The organism is Spongiimicrobium salis (genome assembly GCF_043678055.1).
Taxonomy (GTDB): Bacteria; Bacteroidota; Bacteroidia; order Flavobacteriales; family Flavobacteriaceae; genus Spongiimicrobium; species Spongiimicrobium salis.
The window spans coordinates 503,229-525,121 of sequence record NZ_JBHEQA010000002.1 but is presented as its reverse complement, the minus strand read 5'-3'; the positions used below and the strand labels follow the sequence as shown (position 1 = coordinate 525,121).

Below are 21,893 nucleotides of genomic sequence, written 5' to 3'. Positions count from 1 at the left end.
AATCATAATGTTGAATTCATGGGTCTCTAGACAAAAGAAACTCAAGTTGACAATGAACTTTGTTTTTTTCCGGAAAATAGCATGTAAACCGAATTGTTTTTTGTTTACCAACATTTTACTTGTATCGAATGCGAAAATTACTTCTTACTATATGCCTCACTTGTTTTATGTGCTATTCTCATGCGCAGATCCATGCCATAGACAGTTTAAAAGGTATTTTTGAAAATATTGAAAATGATAGCCTGGCATTTTCAAAACTTAATGAAAGTGCAAATTTCTATCGGAATAGAAATGCTGCCTTGCATTTATTTGTCGTAAAAACTGGAATTTTAAGGGCATCTTCCACAAAATCCTTAAAAGAGGAAGCCAATTTTAAGAGGGAATTGGGCATATACTATCGCAAAAAAGGAGATTTAGATTCTGCCATCATCCATTACCATACCTCTTTACAAATACACTCTAGTTTAAAGGATAGTATGGATATCAATATTGTGAAAAGCTCTTTGGCCAATGCCTTTAAAGCCAAAGGGGATTATCAAAATGCCATTAAATATTTTAATGAGATAGCAGCCTATTTTGATCGTAAAGGGGAAAAGTTTAAAATGCGGAAACTGATTACAAAATTCAATCTAGCCGGAGTGTATATTAGTATGCAGGAATGGGAAACAGCCGATATGCTGCTCGAAAAAGTGTATGATGAACCCGAGACCCAAAAAAACAAATCATTGGTAAGAGCAACCGCTATAAATCTATGTGCCACAAAACAAAAAATCGACCAGCTGGACAAAGCATTATCCTATGCCAGAATTGCCGAAAAACTAGAGAACAATCCAAGGAGTTTAGCCGATTTAAGCATCAATATCGGTACTATTTTTGAGAAGAAAAAACAATACGAAAAAGCGCATGAATACTTTATAAAAGGGTTGAATTTTTATGAAGATTTACAAAGTAATGCAGGAATCATCTTAGCATATAATAATTTGGGCAATAACGCCATACAATGGGGGGAATATTACAGAGCAGAGCAATTTCTATTAAAGGCGCAGCAACTACTGGAAGACCACAAAAACCTAAAATCTTTCTCCCATAATCAAAAAATGCTGGCCAATCTCTATGAAAAAAAAGGAAATCTAAAGAAAGCGTTAGCGTATTTAAAAATGGACATTGCCCTAACGGACTCTATTCTTGGCATAGAAAAGCGCCAAGCTATCGCTAATTTAGAAGTTAAATTTGAAACGGAAAAAGTAAAACGCGACAAGGACATTTTAGAAAAAAAGGCTACGATCATCACCTTGGAAAACCAAAAAAACAGAACACTATTAACAGCATCTTCGGTAATTATTATATTGTTATTGATAGCGGGCTTTTTTTATATAAGCAGGGTAAGAGCTAAAAGAGAGATGGCCCTTACCACTTTGGAATTGGAGGAAACCAAAAAAAGACTAACTTTAGAAAAACAGTATCAAGATTCTGAATTACGGGCATTAAAAGCTCAGATGAATCCCCATTTTATTTTTAATGCCCTAAACTCTGTACAAGATTATATCATCACCAATAATAGGGGAGCGGCCAGTGAATATTTAGGTAGATTTGCCGATTTGATTCGGCGCTACCTGGTTCAAAGCGATTCAGAATATATTACCTTGGAAGAGGAGGTAAATAGCCTTCAGACTTATTTGAGCCTTGAAGCATTACGATTTGAAGATAATTTTAGGTATAAAGTATCCCTCTCCAATGCCTTGGAACAACAGGAATATCATATCCCAACGATGCTCATTCAACCCTTTGTTGAGAATGCTATCACACATGGGCTCTTGCACAAAGAAGGGAAGCGAACACTCTTAATTTCGTTTACAAAAGGAAAAGGACAGACCATTTTATGCGTTATTGAAGATAATGGTATAGGCAGGGAGGAAACCAAAAAGATGAAAGTCAAAAATAGGAGCCAACACAAATCCTTTTCAATCAATGCCATCCAGGAAAGATTGCGTCTCTTTTCCGAAAAATCCAATGAAAAAATTGAATACACTATAATTGATTTAAAAGATGGTGAAAATGCCTTGGGGACCAAAGTGATCATAACCATACCAATAAAAAAAATCCATGAAGACAATAATTATTGATGACGAGCCAAAGGCCAGGAATTTGCTCAAAGTGCTCTTAGAAGAGAATTGCCCTAAAATTGAAACGATTTTTATGGCTTCTTCTTTATTGGAGGGTATTGACCTGATCAAGCAGGTAAAACCCAATATTCTGTTTTTGGATATAGAGATGCCCCAGCATTCTGGCCTGGAGCTCCTAGATTTTTTGGAACCTGAAGAGCTTACTTTTGAAATTATTTTTACTACGGCATTCAATGAATTTGCCCTACAAGCTTTTGAATTATCGGCGGTAGACTATTTACTGAAACCTTTAAGGGCCTCCAAATTGGTAAAGGCTGTTGAGAAATGTTCCGTTTTATTGGGCAATTCCCAAATCGATGAAAAATTACAAGAACTGAAAAACAGTTTGACCCTGGAAGAATTTAAAAAAAATGGACTTCCAAAGTCTACGGGAATACAATTTGTTGAATTAAAAGACATTATCCTATTCGAAGGAGAGGGCATGTATGCAAAGGTCTATTTGGTAGACCAAAGTGAACTGCTCATCAGCAAGCCCTTAAAATATTTCTCCGATCTACTTTCCACCATTCCCTACTTTTACAAACCCCATAAATCTTATTTGGTGAATTTGAGATATATCAAAGAATATGTTAAAAGCGATGGGGGTTATGTCATCCTCGATAATGACAAGACGGTTTCCGTGAGTAAAGAAAAACGTAATGAATTTTTAAAAATAGTGAGCAGCATCTAACCTAGATCACCTTTAATAAGTTGAAATCTCCTTTTAATAAGATTACCCTCCCTTACTGGGTAAATTCTTATGATTTTTAGGGTTTTAAACCATTATAAAAATTCCTAAATTTTATGAGAAAGCAAATCAAACTTATTTTAGCCTTAACCCTTTTGACCTTTTTTAATTGTGGCAAAGATGATGATGGGCCGGACAATACCGCTCCTGTCATTGGTGCGCAAACGTTCAATGCCTCAGAAACTGTAACTGACAGTGATGTATTCGGCAATATAGTTGCCACCGACCCCGACGGAGACGACCTAACTTTCAGTATTCAAACTAATGACAATGACCTTTTTGAGGTTACTGCTGCGGGTGCATTGAGCTTGGCGCAAGGACGATCCTTGGATTTTGAAAATACCACCAGCCATACCATTACCGTCAATGTTACGGACGGTGAAGCCAATACAACTGCAAATATGACTATAAACGTTGTGGATGTGGATGAAAATACACCGCCAATAATTGCTGATCAAACATTTGATTTCCCAGAAAATGCTAGTTCTGGAGAATTTTTCGCTATAGCTTCTAGCGATGATGAAGGAGACGCTTTAACTTATGCTATAACAACCAATAGTGCTGGTATTTTCCGAATAAACAATGATGGTGAAGTCAGTACAACAACAGGCCCTCATCCTACGCTCAATTTTGAGGTTATGCCAACACATACGATCGTTGTCGAGGTGTCTGATGGCATGTTAACTTCAAGTGCCCGCATAATCATCAATCTAACCGATCAGAACGATCTTCCAACAGTTCCTGATACCAATACAACGTTCACCGTAGCAGAAGATATCGCAGATACTGAAGTTATAGGCAACTTGAACGCAACCGATGAAGATGGCGATAATTTAACATATGATCTTGACACATCGAACAATACTTCTGCTGTTCTAAGTCTTTTTGAAATAGATGAAAATACCGGGGATATTAGTCTGGTTAGCGGCCAAAGTCTAGACTTTGAAACAACTACCAGCTATACTGTATTTTTTGACATATTTGATGGTCAAGCTAGCCTAATAACCAGTGTTGTTATAAATGTGACCGATGTAGTGGAGTCACAAATATTTACAACAACAACTATGGGTGGCCAAGGATCTACAGGTAGAATCGATGGAGGTCCTATGGTTTCAGCTTTTAATTTACCCAGCGGGTTGGCTATTGCTGATAATGGTGATTTATACATCGCTGATTCAGGTAATGGTGATATCAGAGTTGTTGATGCCAACTTAAATACAACAACTTTTTTCCGGAATAGTGGTAATCGTGACCCCTTATTGAGCATACCACAAGATGCTGTTTTCGATTCAAACGGCAACCTTTTTGCAGTTGACCAACGTTATAATGTAGTTGTTAAGTTTGATACCTCGGGCAACGGTACTATTTTTGCTGGTGGAAGTGATGGTAACACGGATGGCACCGGTACGGCGGCCCAATTCACTGATCCAGTAGGAATTGCAATCGACGGTCAGGATAATCTTTACGTTGCCGATCGAGGAAATAGAAGTGTACGTAAAATTACGCCTTCCGGTGAAGTGACTACTTTAATCTCAGACCCGAATTCTGGGGGAGGAGTTAATCCTCCTGCACTTCCTGCTTCATTGGCAAGTATCACTGATTTCTTTCCGGATGATGTAGTATTGGATACTGACGGAAACATTTATGTGATTTCGGGAAACCGCAAGATTTTTAAAATAACTGCTTCAGGAACGGTCAGCACTTTTGCAGGAAGTGATACCAGAGGTGATGCCGACGGAATAGGGACAGCTGCTTCTTTCAGTACTATTTTTTACTTAGACATAGATGCGCAAAACAACCTTTACACTGCTGACGGTGCGGGATCCAATAAAATCAAAAAAATTACTCCAAATGCTGAGGTTAGCACTTTGGTTGGTGATGGCCGTTCAGATGATATCGATGGTTCAGGTGGTCCTGAGGCTTCTTCCTTTAACAATCCAAGAGGTATAGCTGTAAATGCTGACGGTAGTATTTTGTTCGTGAGCTCACACAGGAGACATGTCATTCGAAAAATAGAAATTAATAATAACAATATTGGAGGAGGGCTCAACTAACCCATCAGATGCCTATTCGGAACTTGAGGATAGGCATCTTTTAAGAAAATCCATGAAACCAATAAAACCAAATTTTTTAAAAATGAAAAAACTAAAATATGTAGCCCTGTGTCTTTTTGCAAGTGTTTTGGGCCTTAACGCACAAGAAGTAAAGAACCAATCCGAAGAATTGGCCAATATTAAAACAGGAAAGTATACCGCCTATATTACCAAGCAAGAAGGGGATAAGTACAAAGGCGGTATTGAAGACTTATGGTTCGAAGTATTGCGTATCGAAAAATTCAAAGCCGAACCCAATAGCGGGCTTTATGAAGCTTATATGTTTATAGGGGAGAGTAAAACCTATGAAAACGAACGAATTAAAGCCACATTACTTCCTGATAATTTTGCATTTCCTATGACCTATGTCAGCAATGCCTATGAAGGAAACAAAAAATTACAAGAGAAGGTAGGGTACATATACGACCCGTATGAAGGGGAACCTACTACAAGGGTCGTTTTTCTTGATGGGGCCATATACGTGATGGAAGACTATATGGATAAAGACAATTACAAATTGGAATATATCCTTGAGTTTGAGGAAAAACCTATAAAAGGTCTTAAAATGATGAAAGCAGTCATGAAATCACCAAAAAAGATGCAGGCCATGCAACCCAAGAAAAAACTACAGGCCTATCTGGATGCCGCAAGTGTACTGCAAAAAAATAGGTATGCAAGTTGGATCAAAAAACCGGAAAACATCAAAACGGAAAAATATATTGAAGATAAAAGGGCCATGATGAAAAAGGCCATTAAACAATACAACGATGATATTTTTAACAGCCCGGAATACCAACGCATGCTGGCCTATCAAAAATGGATTGAAAACAGCATCAACATGACCGTTAAAAACAACAAAGGGACCACGGTATGGGTTGGCTCCTCAGCAACGGCATTTATCACAACGGAAATTGCTCCTGGCAAAAGCGCTACACAGAATTGCACGAGCGATCTATATTATTATTACAGTGATGCCAAGGGTGCTCAAGGCACGAAATTTTATACGGCCAATAACGCTTGTGGAAGTACTGTAACAATTAACTGATTTTTTGGTTGGTTGGGGATGCGGGGGGCTATCTCCCGCTTTCCCTTTATTGAACCAACAAATAACACAGTTTTTAAATTTAATTCCAATAGATGATGAAACATTCAATTTTTAAATTTCTAGTTTTTTCCTTATTACTTTTCTCTGCCTGTTCTGATAATGAAAACACCACCGACCCCATAGCTCAAGACCCCTGTGAAATGGTCAGTTGCGGGGAAGGCACTTGTGATAACGGTACCTGCAATTGTGATATGGGTTATGAAAAAGATACCGATGGTGCCTGTACGATACCTTGGGCCTCCAACTTTGTGGCTACGGATATAGAAGCCACCGATTTATGTGATCAAAATAGCGTCAACGCAGGTTCGTTTATTTATAATTTGGATATAAGCATGGAAGACGCTACCACTTTAAGCACACTAAATTTGTTTGGATATGGTTCTGGAAATATCATTGAAATAGAGGTTACTGGTCCTGACACGATTGAAATCGATTTTACTGATGCTGCCAATCGTGTATTTGTGGGTTCGGGCACACTTACCGATGGGGTGCTCACCATAAATTATACCGCAACTTTTCCTAATAATGGAGGAATGGATACTTGTGTCACGACAATCTCTTATAATACCACCGCAGAATAAAATACTATGAGACAACACTTTATTTTAATACTGGTTTTTGCGCTTAATGGCTTGTCTGCCCAAAATGTACTTTCATCAAACGCTATTGATGGAGCCTATGTAGCGTTGGTGGCCGAAAAAGGCCCTAGTGGCCCTACAAAAGATAAGGTTATTCAATTAGCAGAGAACAATGGTACAACGATGTTGGCTGTAGCCGCATGTGAAAGATGTTTTCCTGCGATGTATACTTATAACAAGACGCTGAGCGAACAATTTGGCAATACCGTTTTTATGAACAGTTTTGGCATATATGCCCTTCAATATGATACGAATAGTTTTGTGGTAGTGGTACCTTCGCTCAGTCTGAATGAAAACTTTAGTTTTTATAATTTTTACACTAAAAAGAAGGAAGAACTAACCAAAATTGATCAAAAGAAAATAGAAGCTTTTGCATTACCATTACTGGATTATCTATGATAGAAGGCATAAATAGTTATTTTAATGAAGTATAGGACCCCGTAAATGGGTCCATGCTTTTTAGGTATCGCAAGATTAGATAACTAAAACATCAGAATATAGCGGATCTAAAGCAACTAGAGTATGGATCAGAACCCTTGACTTTTCTCGCTTTATAGATCGTTAAACAGGCTATCACAACAATATCCTTAAATCCAATCATTATCTAAGGGTAACTTTTCCCGTGTTGCCCGAACCTATTTCCAAAACATCAAAAAAAGTGTCTTATGTTAAAAAACATGTTGAAATTAGGAACAGTATTAAGCAAATCAGAACTTCAATCCATCCATGGAGGGCAAACCACGGTAATATGCAATTTTAGTGATGGAGAAAGTTGGTTGGCCAATACAAATACTCCGGGAGTGACCGCCAGTCTCTATATTAGTTGTAAAGGACAAGGTGGGCGTCCATTCATCATTGAGGTTCCAAATCAATGATTCGTTCATCTTAACGGTGGGATGTACAGTTACATCCCACTTTGATTTATACTGCGCTGATCGCTTTCTAAGATTTACTTTGCTCGCTCAAAGTTTGATATCCGCTTTGATTTCCATTTCAACCCGAATAATGGTCCTATAAATGCAATTCTCCGAATCAGGACTTCATATATAAAATAGCACATAAAAAAGGTGAACAGCGTTACGAAAATGAACTTCAACAAGGCGGATATGGATAAGGGTAAAATAAGCATAGCTCCCAGATACAGCGCGGACATATGAATAATATAGACCGGATATGCGGCTTTGCTCAGATACTTCAGTATACTGCTGGGTCTGTTCAAATATTTATGGGCCAAACCAAACACCCCAAATATCCAGCAATTCGATTCGATTGCCATTAGATAAGCAGGAGCTTCAGTACGAAACACTATAAATCTTATACTGAATAAAATTATGCCTAAAACAATATATAGCCACCGCCATTTTAGAACCGTTTGCCAGAAGGTTTTACCACTATAGACGGCCAGAAAACCAAAAAAGAAGGCTAATAATCCTAGAAAAAAGCCGTGCCAAGTTTCTGCATATAAGGCAAAGAGTTGTGGCTTTATTAGAACAGCTTCAATAACAAAAAACAGGGAAATCAATAAAGGCCCTCCAGGATGTTTCATCACCGATGACAAAATTCTTTTAAACCTTCCATCTTCATTTCTTTTGAGGTAAAAGAACAGTGGTAAAAGCAACAGGACGTACACAAAAATATTTCCCAGAAACCATAGATGACCTGCATTGGGATAGTAGTCCAAGGGCATATTATAATATTTTTGGAACATAAAAATATGAAGCGGGCATATGGCAAAAAAACCAAATATAAAGGGGAGGAGTATTCGTTTTATCCGTTCCACCAGCAATTGTTTCCAATTCCTTTTACGCATGGCAAAATAGCAGCCCATGCCCGAAACAAAAAATAAGAGGGGAATTCTCCAGACATTCAACAAGGTCATTGGTTTCCATAGATCTTCTAGGGCATCTTCACTTCTAATAAAGCCAATGAACATGGCCCAAGGTTGAAAAATAATGGAAATATGGTAAATAAGTAACAAGCCAATGGCAATTACCCGTAACCAGTCTATATCGTATCTTCTTTCAGTGGTCATTGGAATAGTGCTTTTCGTTTTATTATTGTAGCATCATGGCAATCACGGGGCGGGTTTTTTCCACTTCGTTCAAGTCTAACTTTAAGCCAATAGGTCCCAATTGCTGTTGTAACATTTCGTAGATGGGCTTCACTTCCGCAAAAGGCACCATCACAGATTCTCTTGCGGTTGCCCCAAAATTATTGCGCATGTTCTTGTCTATCTGTGCATCTATCAACAATTGTACGATTTCTACCCTACAAAAGAAGGCAGCAGCATGTAATGCGGTAGATCCATCATTATTTTTGGGAGTTAAGTCGGCACCTGCATTTATAAGAGCTTTAGCAATGTCTTTTTTTCCAAAGCTGGCCGCAGAGATTAAAGGAGTAGATCCGCTCATTACTTCTTTTTGATTGATATCTGTTCCAGCTTCTATATGCTGCTTTACTATTTCCAAGTTTCCAGATAGGACCGCCGCATGAATATCAATTGTTGGAGCATTGGCTTCGGCTTGTGAACTTTCTTTTTTGTTGGACTGGCCACAGGCAGCTGTTAATAAGATAAGAACAAAGGAAAAGCTTATCCATTTTTGTAAAGTGTTTGTTTTCGATGTTTTCATGATTTTAGATGTTTAGAGTTCAATATTAATTTTGTTGTCACAAAGATCTTTTATCCCATGATGCACTACCAATAAGCTATGCTGCCAATGCTATAAAATTTGATGAAGTATTGAAAATTATGACGCAAGGCTATCAATTATGACGCAAAACATTACTTTTAATGCCCTATGAATGCGAACTTTTATAGTATGAATGTGTTTACATTTTTCTAATTTAGAGCCAATAAAAAACCGCATTAAAAACCTCACCACAACGTGAACTTTATCGAACAGGCGAAAGCGCTCATTCTGGAGAATTTAAGCAACGAGCATTTTGGGGTATCCGAACTTGCAGATGCCATGCATATGAGTCGTTCCAACCTGCTCAGAAAAATCAAAAAAGATAAGAACCTTTCCGCAAGTCAATTCATTCGTCAAGTCCGTCTTGAAGAGGCCATGGAATTGCTTCGTGAAAGCTCGACTACTATTTCCGAAGTATCGCATCAAGTAGGTTTTGGCAACACTTCTTACTTCACCAAATGCTTCCGTGAGCATTATGGGTATCCTCCCGGGGAAGTGGGGAACAACGCTGTGGTAGCGGAAAAGAAGAATGGGAAAAACACAGAGGAAGTGTTCCCTATTAGTGCCTCTTGGACAAAACGATTCGGATGGTCGGTACTAGGAGCTGTTGTACTAGGTATTATTATTCTTTCTTTTTTCTTTTTCAATACAAAATCCAGTGTTTCCCCAATAGAAACAGAAAAATCCATTGCTGTGTTGCCATTTAAGAACCAGAGTAGTGATTCCTCCAATCTTTATTTTGTCAATGGCCTTATGGAATCTACCTTAAATAAGCTGCAGCGTATAGAAGAACTGCACGTTATCAGTAGGACTTCTGTGGAAAAATACCGAAATACAGAAAAAAGGGCTCCCGAAATAGCCGAAGAACTTCAGGTGAGCTACTTGATTGAAGGCAGTGGACAACGTGTTGGAAATCAGATATTACTGAATATACAGTTGATAGAAGCCGCGACTGATAAATCGGTTTGGGTAAAACAGTATAGTCAGGAGGTAGGAGATATATTTGCTTTACAGAATGAAATAGCCCAGCAAATTGCCAAAGCCATAGCGGTAAAGGTAACCCCGGCCGAATTGGAACAAATTGAAAAAAAACCTACGGAGAACCTTGTTGCCTATGATTATTTCCTTCGGGCCCTTGATCCTTTTTATACCAGAACTAAAGAGGGCTTAAATATCGCTATACCCTTATTTGAGAAAGCCATAGCCGAAGATCCACAATTTGCGGAGGCCCATGCCAATTTGTCCATGTCCTATTATTTTTTGGACCTCTCACAAAAGGAGAAGAAATACACAGGGCTTATCAACAATTATGCGGATAAGGCGCTCTTATACGACTCCAAATCTGACTTAAGCCTAATTGCCAAAGCATTGTACTATATGCATACCGAAGAATATCGATTGGCATTGCCCCATTTGGAAAAAGCTTTGGAATACAACCCAAATTCCAATGCTGTGGTCCAGGTATTATCTCTTGTTTACGCAAATTATATCCCAGATACCAGCAAATATCTTAAATATGCCTTAATGGGAATACAATTTGACATTGCAGCCAAGGATTCTACAACCAAGAGCTATATCTATTTGAATTTGAGCAATGCACTCATCCAAAACGGCTTTACCGAAGAAGCCTTCAACTATATCAATAAATCTCTAGATCAGGATTCCACAAACTTTTACGCTCCTTATGTAAATGCATTTATCCAGTTCGCCAAAAGTGGGGATTTAGAACGCACCAAAACCCTATTGCAGCTTGAATTTGAAAAAGACAGCACGCGTATGGATATTCTACAAGAGGTTGCTAAATTGTCTTATTTCCAAAAAGATTATACCAGCGCCTTTGCCTATTACCAAAAATTTGCCGAAGTACGTGAAAAATATGGATTGAACATATATCCCCAAGAGGATATCAGAATCGCTGCGCTTTATAAAAAAATGGGATACCCAGAGCAAGCTGCTGACTTCTTTAAAGCCTATTCTGCTTATTGTGACAAAGATCAATCTGTCTATAAAAGTGCCAGTACCGCAATGAAATATGTGTACGAAGGAAAGTATGATGAAGCCATTGCGGAATTAAAGGTTTTTGCTGCACAAAATCATTTTCAATATTGGTTGGTACTATTTTATGAAATGGACCCCTTACTTGAGCCCTTGCAACGTCATCCGGAATATAAGACTACGATGCAAAAGATCAAGGATCGTTTTTGGGAAAATCACAAACAACTAAAGGAATCCTTAGAAGAACAGAAGCTGCTGTAAAACATTGGAGATCCATAAATTGTCAATCAATATCTGATTGTATAGGTTCGTTCATAAATCAACTTTTCAAACGCAGATTGCCAAATACCATGGACTATTGATTTATATTTAACTTACGCAACAAGTTTTCTTTGTATTTATTTCCTATGGGCAGTTGTAGGTCATTTTCGATCTTAATCGTGTTCCCATAAATTGAAATTGCATTTTCATGTGGGATAATGTAAGATCTATGAATTCTGGTGAACAAGTGTTGCGGTAAAATGCTTTCCAATAATTTTAGATGCATACTTACCAATAGTTTGCCCGTTCTTGTATAAATATAGCTATACTCTTGTTCGGCTTTAATATAAAGGATATCGGAAAATAAGATCTTTACCAATTTGCCATCGTGCTTAACAAAAAAATAGGGATGGACTTGTGAATTTTCTACCACATCCCTTGTATTGTCATCCTTCATTTTTTCATGCACCTTTTCAATGGCTCTAAAAAATCTAGGAAACGAAATGGGTTTTAATAAGTAATCGATCACATTTAAATCAAAGCCTTGTAAAGCATATTCACTATAGGCAGTGGTAAAGATTACTAAAGGAGGTCTCTGCAGGGATTGAAGAAACTCTATTCCAGAAATAACAGGCATTTCAATATCCAAGAACAGCACATCTACTTCATATTTCAAAAGGGCCTCATAGGCATCTTCTGCATTCACACAAGTGCCGATCACTTCCCAATTGGGAACTTTCTCTAGGTGTGTCTCAATGATTTCTCTGGCTAGTGGTTCATCATCAACAACTAATGCTTTTATGATTTTCATTTCAAATCAATTTTTAAAGATGCCGTATAGATAGCTTCGTCGATTTTCACATCGTACGCATAACGATCGGAAAAATACAAATCCAATCGTTTTTTTAAATTACTCAACCCAAGTCCACCAATCCCATTTTTAGTCGTATGGGCGAGAAAAGTGTTTTCAATCTTAAAATGCAACAAATCGTCCTTTATAGTCAATATAATAGCAATAGTTGTATTTCTTTTATCCACATTATATTTAAAAGCATTCTCTAGCAATGGCAGCAATAAAAGGGGAGGTAGGTTTTTTATTTTATCATCCGTTGTCACCTCAAAAACTACCTTGGTGAAGTTTAGACGTAATTGCTCCAGGGCTACATAATTTTCAATCAGCTTAATTTCTTCTGCTATGGAAATTGTTTTTTTACCTGCATTTTCCAGAGAATACCGCATAAAATCTGATAAGCGATTTACGGTTTCTGCAGATTGATCTATACGTTCATGTAGTATTAAGCCATACAAATTGTTCAAGGTGTTGAACAAAAAGTGAGGATTGACCTGTGCTTTTAAAAAGTTGAGTTCCAATTGTACCTTCTCTTTCTCAGAGCGGTAATAATCTATGGCATATTTAATACTTATGGGTAATAGGAGTCCAGAGAATAGGCTTATAAAAAAACCAATGTTGGAGCCTCTAAATAAGATATTATCTATAAAACTTTTATCAATGACACTTAAGTAGGCTGCATTTTTATTTGCTACCTCTACTCGACAAATTTCACAATATTGAAACACCAGTTTTTCTCCCAACACATCAATGGTGGTGTACAGAAAAAGAAGGGTTCCCATAGCCAAAAAAAAGAGAGCCCATTTTCCTTTCATGACCATTGGGATTACTACGTACATCAGAGGGTAGAAAAATACTGCCCATCCAATAGTTTGGCGCAAGGGGGTTAAATATCCCAATGGGGTATCTTTATAGGGGTCAAAGGATGTTTTCACCAAAACATAGGTACTCAAAAACAAAACGATCCAAAAAAATAGATGGGATACGATTCTAAATCCCCTTTTTGAACGTCTTGCCAGTATAATATGTTCTGCAACCATCATAAACTAGGAATATACTATTATGAATCATTTATCGCATCATTGTTTGGACAACTTCTTTAGATAAAACCAACCGAACACTATCTTTTAAGGAATGGTGTAGGGCTGAAAAATTGACTTCTTCAAAAGCGCCCACGGAATTATTGGACATTTCAATATATAAAGAATCGATCGTATTATTTCTAGAAAATTCAAACTGACTATTATCTTTTGCAGCAATAGCCAATGTTTCCATAGTACAATTAAAAACTTTGGTCAGGGAATTTCCTTCTAAAATTAGTTTAAGGTCTCGTTGGGAAAACCCTGTGATTCTCGTATTGGTATTATTTGCAATCACCGTGTTTATCGTATTGCTTTCTACAATGATACCAGATGGAGTATCTGTCATAAAAGCTTGTTTTTGTGAAATATTGGCTCCCGTAAATACCACAAATAAGGTGTCTTTTCTTAAATCACTTTTAAAATGCTTCTGTCTGGAACGAAGGACTTTGATCGTATGCTCCGGTTTTTCTATAATATCAATAGGATAGCCATTGCTACCGGAGATATGCAATACCTTGTAGGTCTCTTTATTTACGGAAGTATAGTTCTTAAACGTATCGGTCAAATCAATTTTAAGATATTCCTTTTTAAGTATACTATTCGTGGTAAACATTCCTAAGGCCAATATCAAAAGAAGCCCTAGTACCATCAAATTACTTCTTTTTATCATTTTAAACTTCTTTTTCTTTTAGTTTCAGCCATACGATACTCCATATTGAAATGGGTAAAATTGCACGAACAAAAATGGAACTCATAAGATCTGCTTGTTCAGGTAGGAAGACTTTTATATTTTCTCCAAGGTTGGTAAACTGAAAATTGTCAAATGCCAAGCTGGAAACAATGGTTACTTCAGGGATTAAGAACTCCAGAAGCAGCGTATTTATGTAGTTAAAAACAATAAGGCATAGTATCCCTGCTAAAAGGGTTTTGATTAAACTATGTTTATTAAAAACTACACTCCCCAACAAAATGATACCGTTATAGATAAAGTACCAGAAAAAAAACTGATAAAATCCTTCTTTAAATGGATTTAATAGAAGGTTCCATTGGAGTTTCCCTGTAACAGAGAGATATACCATATCTACAACGTAAAATACAACGAAATAGACTCCTAGAAACAGAAATACGGAGAGTATTATGCTTGTCATTAATTTTTCGATATGTTTTACAGGAAGACTCAATAGCCAAATACAGCTTGAAAGATTGGAAAATTCTTGAAACATTGCATTGCTGACCAATCCACCACTAAGAAATAAACCAATAACAAAGACGCCATTTTGCACTGCTCCAGAGAAACTGTCTTGCCACTGATGGACAAGGAGGAACATAAATGCTAAAAAAGCCATAAGCACCAACAGCCCTATACCATAAATTTTAGCATTTTCATTAAACTGTCGGTTCATTAATAAAGATATTGCGCTTAGTTTCATGGTGCTTACGATTGTAAAAGGAGGTTAATACGATCTTCATTAAACAATACTGCATTAAAAAGCAATTCAATATCTACATAACCTAATGCCGCTGTAGTATTCTTCCCAATAGTGGCATAACCATGACTCAATTGCTCTTTATAGATATAATTCCCGTGGGGTTCTGATCTAGACACCTCAAATAACAATCGTTGCGCAATATGGTTCTTATCTTCATCCAAAAGAATTCTACCCTGATTCATTATAATAAGATGGTCGATGAGTTCGTCCAAATCCCGTACTTGATGCGAAGTAATGATTACAATACGATTTTTAGCAAAGGCATCTTTCACCATTTTCCTAAAAGTGATTTTAGAAGGAATATCCAATCCGTTTGTGGGTTCGTCCATAATTAAAACTTTGGTATTGGTAGCGAGAGCGAAGCCAATGGCTATTTTCTTTTTTTGACCCAAGGACAAATCACTTGTTTTCCGATCTTTTCCAATTTTAAATTCTTTCAAATACCCCATAAATTGAGCAGTATTGAAATTTGGATAGAACCCCTTATAGGTGTTTAAGAGGATTTGAATCTTTAGGTTGGGCAAATAGTATTCTTCCGGAACAAAGAATATCTCCTTTAAAAAGTTTACTTCCCTATTTTGAGGAACATAGCCGAAAACCTTACAATTTCCAGCATTAGGAAACAGCATACCCGTGATATGCTTTATAAGCGTAGATTTTCCTGCGCCATTTTTCCCCAACAATCCATAAATTTTTCCCGGAAAAAAATGCAATCGAAGGGCATCGAACAGAGGTTTCTTTTTGGAATAATAATATCCTAAATCTTGAATGGCTATCATTGTAAGTTACTGGATTAATAGTGCTTAAACCGTTTTTTGGAATAGTTTACATCCGCAACAATAGTAATAGACCTAAGAGAAAAGGGAAAATAAAATTAACGAGAAGGGTATTTCCAACAACAAAGGGACTTTGGTAGACAACAAGGAATTGTTGCCTGGGAAACATTTGTGGGTTTATGGTATTAAGAAGCATAGAACTGCTTCAATACCTCCTGTCAGTAGTGCATATATACATCTAAGGGCAACTGTAGAAGGATTTAAAAAAGGCCATCCAGTGATACAAAGACAGCCTTTTGTTGTTATTCCTCTTCTGAAAAATCGTTTTTTAAGGCGATATCCTCGGTAACCTCTGTATCCTTTGATACGGAATCTTTTAAAGCCGTGAAGTTTTCCAAGCGTTCCAATTCCCCTTCTTCGCCAGAAAAATATGGGAACACATCCATAATAGGAGACTCTGCAATAGCAGGTACGGTATAATCGCCCATGGTGCCTTTCATGACATCGATCGTATTGTCGTAAGCTTCTTTTACATCATTGGCTTGCACCAAAAGATATTGGTTTGTTTTTCGCTCTTTCCCACTTTCTTCGTCAAAGGCGATCAGGGATACTTTGGACTTAAACCATCGGTCAGAATTCTCAAAAGGGTGTATTTCTGCATAATTGGCTACTTTGATATTAGTAATCTTAATTTCATCGCTATCGCTCAAATAGACCGACATTTCTTCCGTTATCCTACTTTCGGCCTCCGTGTAAGAGACGGCATCTACCAAAAAAGGTTCTGTTTTTAATTTCTGCATGCCCGAGGCTTCATCGAGCTTTCTATATTTTACTTTACATTCGTACCAGGTTGCACTCATATCTTTTTGTTTTAGGGCTGCCAAATATAGGACTTCACTTTCGTTGAAAAAGCTAAAAAGAGGAATAGATATTCACAATTTCAAAAGGAACTTTATAGTACTTTTAGCCTGAGCGGATTAGCTTTTAAAAAAATGGGAAAGATATAGGTGTATCGAGTATTATTCCTTTAAAGCATTCAAGGTTCTATTCAGGCTACGAACCGTAATGCCCAAATAATTTGCAATATCTTTTTTAGAGAATATCTTATGATAATCTGGATAGCGTTCCATAAGTTTCACCATATTTTCTTCTATGGAATAGGATTGTTGAAAAGCATGCCTAGGGGCCTTAAATCCAATTTTGGAGGCTAGGGCGGTCATGACAAATTTATTGAAAACGGGGTCATTTTCCAATAATTCCCTATAATGCTGATGCGATAGTTTATATACAGTAACAGGAGAAATGGCCTCTATGGAGCAGAAACTCAAATTTCCACTAAAAACTTCCAATTCCCCAAACTCCATACCTTCCCCCAAAAATTCTTGGATAAAGTCTTTGCCGTTCTCATCCGATAAATAACATTTGGCAATTCCTTTTTTAAGAAAATACAAGAAATGATAGCGTTTATCTTGCGCCAAGATCACTTCTTTAGCCTTATAATGCTCTTCCACAAAAAAAGAGGGGTGTTTTTGATTTAAAACTTCAATATACGCCAAGAAATTAGTGTCCTTTCTAATCATTTTTTCGAGCTTGGGACAATTGTCCTTTCATACTTTTTTAAATAATAAGTTTTTTGCACTGTACTCATCTAAAAAATTACTTGAGTTCATGGTAAAATTAGAGAATAAAAGAATAGAATCTGCTTTTTCCTTTGGAATTGCGCTAAACATCATACAAGTCCAATGAAAACATCAAAACAACGAATTTATACCCCACAATTTATCTTAATTTGTTTCAGTTCTTTGTTTTTTTCGGCTAGTTATAATATGCTAATTCCTGAATTACCAAGTTATTTGGCCAATTTGGGAGGAGCCGAATATAAAGGGTTCATTATAGGATTATTTACATTAACAGCAGGTTTGTCACGACCTTTTAGTGGAAAATTAACCGATACCATCGGTCGTAAACCGGTATTGATTATCGGAGCCTTGGTCTGTGTTGTAACCGGCCTATTTTATCCCATACTTACTGCCGTTTCTGGTTTTTTATTTTTACGACTGCTACATGGCTTTTCCACGGGCTTTAGTCCCACGGCCATCGCTGCTTATGTTTCTGATATTATTCCTAAAAATCGTTTGGGCGAGGCGATGGGGATTCAAGGCTTGTGTTTTAGCCTGGGATTAGCGCTTGGTCCCGCCCTGGGAAGTTATATTAAACTATACTCCAATTACGATGTACTATTCTACAGTTCTTCCTGTATGGCATTATTGGCTGTTATCCTAGTGCTAAGAGTTAAAGAAACCCTTATCCATACGCAACGATTTCAATGGCAGGCGCTTAAAATTACAAAGTCCGACATCATAGCCATGGAAGCACTTCCTGCGGCAGGAATCACTTTTGTGACGTATTTGGGGTTTGGAGTGATACTCACTTTAATTCCAGATTGGAGCGACCATTTGGGCATTCTCAATAAAGGGACTTTCTTCATTGCATTTACGATAGCCTCCCTTTTTGTACGCCTGATTGCAGGAAAAATTTCCGATCGCTATGGCCGTAAAATTGTAATTAGTATTGGGTTGGCCGTTCTCGTTTTGGCCTTGTCATTATTGGGAAAACTAGATAGCCGCAGTGGTCTTTTGATCGGGGCAACACTTTACGGATTGGCTATGGGCATCATCTCTCCGACGGTAAATGCCTGGACCATTGATTTAAGCAAAGCCGCAAGCAAGGGAAAATCTATAGCCACCATGTATATTGCCCTAGAAGCAGGTATAGGATTGGGTGCTTTGCTTTCAGGATGGTATTATCAGGATATCTTGGAAAAAATACCTATTGTATTTTACGTTTGTGCATTTTTTGCCAGTTTAGGACTTGTTTATATGTTGCGCTACAAAAAGAGCCATTAATGCAATGGTTGTATAAAGTAACCTTCATTTTGAACAATGTATATAGGTATTAGATTAGTGGAATGGGATTTCAATAAAGTGGAAAACATATCGCTAGTGCAATTAAAATACTATTGGATAGATTGCTTCTTTCTCATAAAAACACTAATACCAGCTAAAATCATTATTACAATGGCAAGTTTAAGGGTATATCCCCTAGGGTGATCAAATCCACCAAAGTAATCCACCAATGGAATGCGATTGATATTTGCATAGGTAATCATAAAGAAAAGAACTTCAAATAGCTTTTTTCCTTTGAATAGTATCCCCAATACTACTGAAAGCAATACTACCAAAACTGCTCCTAAACTTATGGCCAGCATTCCATTAAAATCAGTAGATATCATCAATCGAACCCATAAGGGGGAAGCCAATACCCATAATAATAGGACAGCAGCAGCTATTTGCGAAAACAGAATCCTTATGATCGGTTTATAGGCACTTAAGGTAAAATAATGTAGGCCATGGGTCCGTTCTTTGGTACTGATATCGGAAATGCGTCCCACTTGTAAAAACCACAGTAGGGGAAGTACTATTTGGTGTGCAGCTTCTAAAGGAAGTGTAATCAATAAAAACATGCCAAGTGCATTTAAGAGCCATAATCCTTTTTTTCCTTTTCGATATAGCAATACCAATTCTGTTTTTAAAACCGGATATATGCCATAGTGTATTTGGGGAATTGGCAATTGGGAAAGCGTTAGTTCGTTCTTCAATATCGATTTCTTCGTTTTTGAATTAACTTTAGGTCTGTACGTTCTTTCTTTGAGGTTAAATCGATGAAATAAACCCGAAATCATAAAAATCAACACTATTCCCAAAGCTATCCATGCAAAACGACTGAATAGAAACGTCAAAGGAAAATCCATGCCATTAAATTCAAATCGTTTTGTCTCTTGGGTATTTCCTATGACATAACCTATAGATAAATCGGTATTCTCCGGAGTATTTGAAACCTTCCTGACGGTCTGTTCCAATTGATGCATGACAATTTTACTTCCAAATACATCCATAGAAAACTGGGCTTCTCTCTTCGGGCTAAAAATCATTAAAACAGCAAAAAGAAAGAAGAAACCTATATGTTGTATTATGGTATATTTCCCAAAGAAAGCTTCAAAAACAATGGCCAATATAGCAATACAAAAAAGTGCCGGCAGTACAATAACTACATAAGGCTGTACAAATTGATGCCATTCAAAGGGGTAACCATCGTTGTATAGGACAAAAAGGACAATACTCATTATAAAGACCACGATCGCAATGGTCAATAGCACCAAAAAATTACTTAATGCTTTAGACAACAAGTAGTGGAAATTGGAAATAGGTGTGGAAGCCACGATTTGTCCAACTTTGGTGTCAATATCGGTTTTAACACTACTACTTACAAGATAAAACCCTATTAAGGAAAGGAAAATACTGGTCATGATTGCCGTAACATATCCAAACCAAGCGGAATTGTAGTAGCCTACATGATTCGCAATCCGTATGGTAGAGTAATTGGCGTTAGGTTCGGGCACAAAGGTATAGGCAATAGCCAAACTAGCACAGAGTGTAATTAGAAAAGCATAGCTTCTCGTTCGTTGTAAATAATCTGATCGCACAAGGGTCATTAGTGATTTCATAGGTTGGTTTTTAAAATATCTTTAGTTCGTTCAAGACAGGTTTTCCAGGCCTAACTCTTGCTGGTGAAATACAGATATGCATCCTCTAAATTGGCTTCTTTTATTATGGAGTTTGATACCGGATTTTCTGTTATATAGCGAACATATAATGCTCCTTCTTTTCTTGTGGTACTTACTACAATATGCTGATTTTTAAAAGTTTTTAATGCTTCTTTCTTGATTCTGGTTTCAAATACTTTCCCGCGTACTCTTTCAATATTGGTTTCTTGGGTACCATGAGAAATAAGCGCTCCATTTTTCATTATGGCCACCTTATCCGCAATGGTATCAATATCAGAGACAATATGGGAAGATAGAATTACGATGCAGTCGTTTGCCAAATCAGAAATGAGGTTTCTAAAACGGACACGCTCTTCTGGGTCCAAGCCCACTGTAGGCTCATCAAAAAGTACAATTTTAGGATTGTTCAATAGGGTCTGGGCAATGCCCACTCGTTGTTTCATGCCGCCTGAATAACTCCCTATTGGCTTTTTGGCAACCTCCATTAAATTTAGACCTTCGAGCAAGTGTGCAATTCTAGCTTTCAAATTTGTCCCACCGACTCCTTTCAATGCTGCCATGTAATGTAAAAATTCATAAGCGTTTAAATTAGGATATACCCCAAAATCCTGAGGTAAAAACCCTAACTGTTTCCGCATATAATTGGCATCTTTTACAATATTGTTTTTGTTTAAACTAATAATTCCTGAAGTCGGTTTATTTATGGTCGCAATCATCTTCAATAAAGTGGATTTACCGGCACCATTGGGGCCCAATAATCCAAGGATTCCTTTTTCTATGGTGATAGAGAAATCCTTTAAACCATAACTGTTTCGAGGATATCTTTTAGATACATTTTGAACTTCTAGAATCATCATTCTTAGTTTTCGTTTTGTACGGCCACTCTTTCAATTACGGTTTCATAGCCATTTTGTGTAAATTTTAGCGCGTTCTTATTATTTGCAATACGCTCTAAATCCACACCCCGTGTAGGTTCTCGTAAAGTGCTTTCATTTTTCTGTATTAGGATGTCTTTGGAGAAGGGGCTAATAATGTACATTTTATTATCTTCTGCCACGATTTCCAGTTCAAAGTCAGCTTCTGCCAGAAAGTAGGTACCTATAAAGTTTTTAAAGGTCTCCATATCGATGTTGGCATTCACTTTTTGCTTTACTGTGATCACTTCCCGTTTTTCCGAAGAGGTTTCGAGTTGTTTTGTTTGCGCATAACCGATAGTTTGAATGCATAAAAGAAGGATAGTAATCCATTGAGTTACATTTTTCATCATTATTTATTTTTAAGATTAATGCCCCAAATATGAAATGAAAACGAACCTTAGAAAAAAAAGAATGATAAGCGTTCCTGAAAAGGTGATGAGCTTTGGATTTCACGAAAATCAC

21 protein-coding genes are annotated in these 21,893 nt (G+C 37.2%); 9 read left to right on the top strand and 12 right to left on the bottom strand.

Features of this window, described 5'->3' with window-relative positions:
- Positions 1-128 precede the first annotated feature (128 nt).
- The 7 genes from ACEXOE_RS11645 (at position 129) to ACEXOE_RS11615 (ending at position 7,621) form a co-directional block, all read left to right on the top strand.
- Complete coding sequence (locus tag ACEXOE_RS11645; protein WP_394748962.1) at positions 129-2,123, top strand: tetratricopeptide repeat-containing sensor histidine kinase; 1,995 nt, start codon at positions 129-131, stop codon at positions 2,121-2,123.
- Entirely contained in the window at positions 2,104-2,853 is a 750-nt protein-coding gene (locus ACEXOE_RS11640) for a LytR/AlgR family response regulator transcription factor (protein ID WP_394748961.1), read from the top strand. Before ACEXOE_RS11645 ends, ACEXOE_RS11640 begins: the two co-directional genes overlap by 20 nt.
- Positions 2,854-2,966: 113 nt before the next feature.
- A complete protein-coding gene (locus tag ACEXOE_RS11635) occupies positions 2,967-4,964 on the top strand; it encodes a cadherin domain-containing protein (RefSeq protein WP_394748960.1) in 1,998 nt (665 codons plus the stop codon).
- Between the two features lie 82 nt (positions 4,965-5,046).
- Entirely contained in the window at positions 5,047-6,048 is a 1,002-nt protein-coding gene (locus tag ACEXOE_RS11630) for a hypothetical protein (RefSeq protein WP_394748959.1), read from the top strand.
- A 92-nt stretch (positions 6,049-6,140) separates the two neighbouring features.
- Positions 6,141-6,689, top strand: a complete 549-nt coding sequence (locus tag ACEXOE_RS11625; protein ID WP_394748958.1) for a hypothetical protein — start codon at positions 6,141-6,143, stop codon at positions 6,687-6,689.
- A 6-nt stretch (positions 6,690-6,695) separates the two neighbouring features.
- On the top strand, positions 6,696-7,145 hold the full coding sequence (locus ACEXOE_RS11620; protein ID WP_394748957.1) for a hypothetical protein: 450 nt from the start codon (positions 6,696-6,698) through the stop codon (positions 7,143-7,145).
- A gap of 266 nt (positions 7,146-7,411) precedes the next feature.
- Positions 7,412-7,621, top strand: a complete 210-nt coding sequence (locus ACEXOE_RS11615) for a hypothetical protein (RefSeq protein WP_394748956.1) — start codon at positions 7,412-7,414, stop codon at positions 7,619-7,621.
- Positions 7,622-7,695: 74 nt separating this feature from the next.
- On the opposite strand, the gene ACEXOE_RS11610 is transcribed toward ACEXOE_RS11615, so the two are convergent.
- Together ACEXOE_RS11610 and ACEXOE_RS11605 are read right to left on the bottom strand one after the other, a co-directional pair.
- Positions 7,696-8,778, bottom strand: coding sequence for an acyltransferase family protein (locus ACEXOE_RS11610; RefSeq protein ID WP_394748955.1), 1,083 nt, complete (start codon positions 8,776-8,778; stop codon positions 7,696-7,698).
- Positions 8,779-8,800: 22 nt separating this feature from the next.
- Positions 8,801-9,376 (bottom strand): ankyrin repeat domain-containing protein, encoded by a 576-nt coding sequence (locus tag ACEXOE_RS11605; protein WP_394748954.1) that lies wholly within the window; start codon positions 9,374-9,376, stop codon positions 8,801-8,803.
- Between the two features lie 255 nt (positions 9,377-9,631).
- Between ACEXOE_RS11605 and ACEXOE_RS11600 the strand changes: the two genes are divergently transcribed.
- A complete protein-coding gene (locus ACEXOE_RS11600; RefSeq protein WP_394748953.1) occupies positions 9,632-11,692 on the top strand; it encodes a helix-turn-helix domain-containing protein in 2,061 nt (686 codons plus the stop codon).
- A gap of 94 nt (positions 11,693-11,786) precedes the next feature.
- Here ACEXOE_RS11600 and ACEXOE_RS11595 read toward each other — a convergent pair whose 3' ends face one another.
- From ACEXOE_RS11595 to ACEXOE_RS11565, 7 genes are all read right to left on the bottom strand, one after another.
- Complete coding sequence (locus ACEXOE_RS11595) at positions 11,787-12,503, bottom strand: LytR/AlgR family response regulator transcription factor (protein WP_394748952.1); 717 nt, start codon at positions 12,501-12,503, stop codon at positions 11,787-11,789.
- Positions 12,500-13,585 carry a sensor histidine kinase gene (locus tag ACEXOE_RS11590; RefSeq protein WP_394748951.1) on the bottom strand — a complete coding sequence of 362 codons (1,086 nt, stop codon included), beginning with the start codon at positions 13,583-13,585 and terminating at the stop codon, positions 12,500-12,502. Before ACEXOE_RS11590 ends, ACEXOE_RS11595 begins: the two co-directional genes overlap by 4 nt.
- Positions 13,586-13,613: 28 nt before the next feature.
- Positions 13,614-14,294, bottom strand: a complete 681-nt coding sequence (locus tag ACEXOE_RS11585; RefSeq protein WP_394748950.1) for a hypothetical protein — start codon at positions 14,292-14,294, stop codon at positions 13,614-13,616.
- A 1-nt stretch (position 14,295) separates the two neighbouring features.
- A complete protein-coding gene (locus ACEXOE_RS11580; RefSeq protein WP_394748949.1) occupies positions 14,296-15,027 on the bottom strand; it encodes a hypothetical protein in 732 nt (243 codons plus the stop codon).
- A gap of 32 nt (positions 15,028-15,059) precedes the next feature.
- The gene (locus ACEXOE_RS11575; protein ID WP_394748948.1) at positions 15,060-15,893 is read right to left on the bottom strand and encodes an ABC transporter ATP-binding protein; all 834 of its coding nucleotides are present in this window, start codon (positions 15,891-15,893) and stop codon (positions 15,060-15,062) included.
- A gap of 299 nt (positions 15,894-16,192) precedes the next feature.
- Positions 16,193-16,750 carry a DUF4494 domain-containing protein gene (locus tag ACEXOE_RS11570; RefSeq protein WP_394748947.1) on the bottom strand — a complete coding sequence of 186 codons (558 nt, stop codon included), beginning with the start codon at positions 16,748-16,750 and terminating at the stop codon, positions 16,193-16,195.
- 159 nt (positions 16,751-16,909) lie between these two features.
- The gene (locus ACEXOE_RS11565) at positions 16,910-17,470 is read right to left on the bottom strand and encodes a Crp/Fnr family transcriptional regulator (protein ID WP_394748946.1); all 561 of its coding nucleotides are present in this window, start codon (positions 17,468-17,470) and stop codon (positions 16,910-16,912) included.
- A 162-nt stretch (positions 17,471-17,632) separates the two neighbouring features.
- Here ACEXOE_RS11565 and ACEXOE_RS11560 point away from each other — a divergent pair, with 162 nt between their 5' ends.
- Positions 17,633-18,796 carry an MFS transporter gene (locus tag ACEXOE_RS11560; RefSeq protein ID WP_394748945.1) on the top strand — a complete coding sequence of 388 codons (1,164 nt, stop codon included), beginning with the start codon at positions 17,633-17,635 and terminating at the stop codon, positions 18,794-18,796.
- A 110-nt stretch (positions 18,797-18,906) separates the two neighbouring features.
- On the opposite strand, the gene ACEXOE_RS11555 is transcribed toward ACEXOE_RS11560, so the two are convergent.
- Genes ACEXOE_RS11555 through ACEXOE_RS11545 form a run of 3 tightly spaced genes read right to left on the bottom strand, consistent with a single transcriptional unit; the run spans position 18,907 to position 21,781 of the window.
- Positions 18,907-20,454 (bottom strand): ABC transporter permease, encoded by a 1,548-nt coding sequence (locus ACEXOE_RS11555; RefSeq protein ID WP_394748944.1) that lies wholly within the window; start codon positions 20,452-20,454, stop codon positions 18,907-18,909.
- 50 nt (positions 20,455-20,504) lie between these two features.
- Positions 20,505-21,371, bottom strand: coding sequence for an ABC transporter ATP-binding protein (locus tag ACEXOE_RS11550; RefSeq protein WP_394748943.1), 867 nt, complete (start codon positions 21,369-21,371; stop codon positions 20,505-20,507).
- Between the two features lie 2 nt (positions 21,372-21,373).
- Positions 21,374-21,781 carry a hypothetical protein gene (locus ACEXOE_RS11545; RefSeq protein WP_394748942.1) on the bottom strand — a complete coding sequence of 136 codons (408 nt, stop codon included), beginning with the start codon at positions 21,779-21,781 and terminating at the stop codon, positions 21,374-21,376.
- Between the last annotated feature and the right edge of the window lie 112 nt (positions 21,782-21,893).

Bases quoted from the DNA above. Each gene is read 5' to 3' on its own strand.
- ACEXOE_RS11645 (WP_394748962.1), top strand. From the start codon at position 129: ATGCGAAAATTACTTCTTACTATATGCCTCACTTGTTTTATGTGCTAT.
- ACEXOE_RS11640 (WP_394748961.1), top strand. From the start codon at position 2,104: ATGAAGACAATAATTATTGATGACGAGCCAAAGGCCAGGAATTTGCTC.
- ACEXOE_RS11635 (WP_394748960.1), top strand. From the start codon at position 2,967: ATGAGAAAGCAAATCAAACTTATTTTAGCCTTAACCCTTTTGACCTTT.
- ACEXOE_RS11630 (WP_394748959.1), top strand. From the start codon at position 5,047: ATGAAAAAACTAAAATATGTAGCCCTGTGTCTTTTTGCAAGTGTTTTG.
- ACEXOE_RS11625 (WP_394748958.1), top strand. From the start codon at position 6,141: ATGATGAAACATTCAATTTTTAAATTTCTAGTTTTTTCCTTATTACTT.
- ACEXOE_RS11620 (WP_394748957.1), top strand. From the start codon at position 6,696: ATGAGACAACACTTTATTTTAATACTGGTTTTTGCGCTTAATGGCTTG.
- ACEXOE_RS11615 (WP_394748956.1), top strand. From the start codon at position 7,412: ATGTTAAAAAACATGTTGAAATTAGGAACAGTATTAAGCAAATCAGAA.
- ACEXOE_RS11610 (WP_394748955.1), bottom strand. From the start codon at position 8,778: ATGACCACTGAAAGAAGATACGATATAGACTGGTTACGGGTAATTGCC.
- ACEXOE_RS11605 (WP_394748954.1), bottom strand. From the start codon at position 9,376: ATGAAAACATCGAAAACAAACACTTTACAAAAATGGATAAGCTTTTCC.
- ACEXOE_RS11595 (WP_394748952.1), bottom strand. From the start codon at position 12,503: ATGAAAATCATAAAAGCATTAGTTGTTGATGATGAACCACTAGCCAGA.
- ACEXOE_RS11590 (WP_394748951.1), bottom strand. From the start codon at position 13,585: ATGATGGTTGCAGAACATATTATACTGGCAAGACGTTCAAAAAGGGGA.
- ACEXOE_RS11585 (WP_394748950.1), bottom strand. From the start codon at position 14,294: ATGATAAAAAGAAGTAATTTGATGGTACTAGGGCTTCTTTTGATATTG.
- ACEXOE_RS11580 (WP_394748949.1), bottom strand. From the start codon at position 15,027: ATGAACCGACAGTTTAATGAAAATGCTAAAATTTATGGTATAGGGCTG.
- ACEXOE_RS11575 (WP_394748948.1), bottom strand. From the start codon at position 15,893: ATGATAGCCATTCAAGATTTAGGATATTATTATTCCAAAAAGAAACCT.
- ACEXOE_RS11570 (WP_394748947.1), bottom strand. From the start codon at position 16,750: ATGAGTGCAACCTGGTACGAATGTAAAGTAAAATATAGAAAGCTCGAT.
- ACEXOE_RS11565 (WP_394748946.1), bottom strand. From the start codon at position 17,470: ATGATTAGAAAGGACACTAATTTCTTGGCGTATATTGAAGTTTTAAAT.
- ACEXOE_RS11560 (WP_394748945.1), top strand. From the start codon at position 17,633: ATGAAAACATCAAAACAACGAATTTATACCCCACAATTTATCTTAATT.
- ACEXOE_RS11555 (WP_394748944.1), bottom strand. From the start codon at position 20,454: ATGAAATCACTAATGACCCTTGTGCGATCAGATTATTTACAACGAACG.
- ACEXOE_RS11550 (WP_394748943.1), bottom strand. From the start codon at position 21,371: ATGATGATTCTAGAAGTTCAAAATGTATCTAAAAGATATCCTCGAAAC.
- ACEXOE_RS11545 (WP_394748942.1), bottom strand. From the start codon at position 21,781: ATGATGAAAAATGTAACTCAATGGATTACTATCCTTCTTTTATGCATT.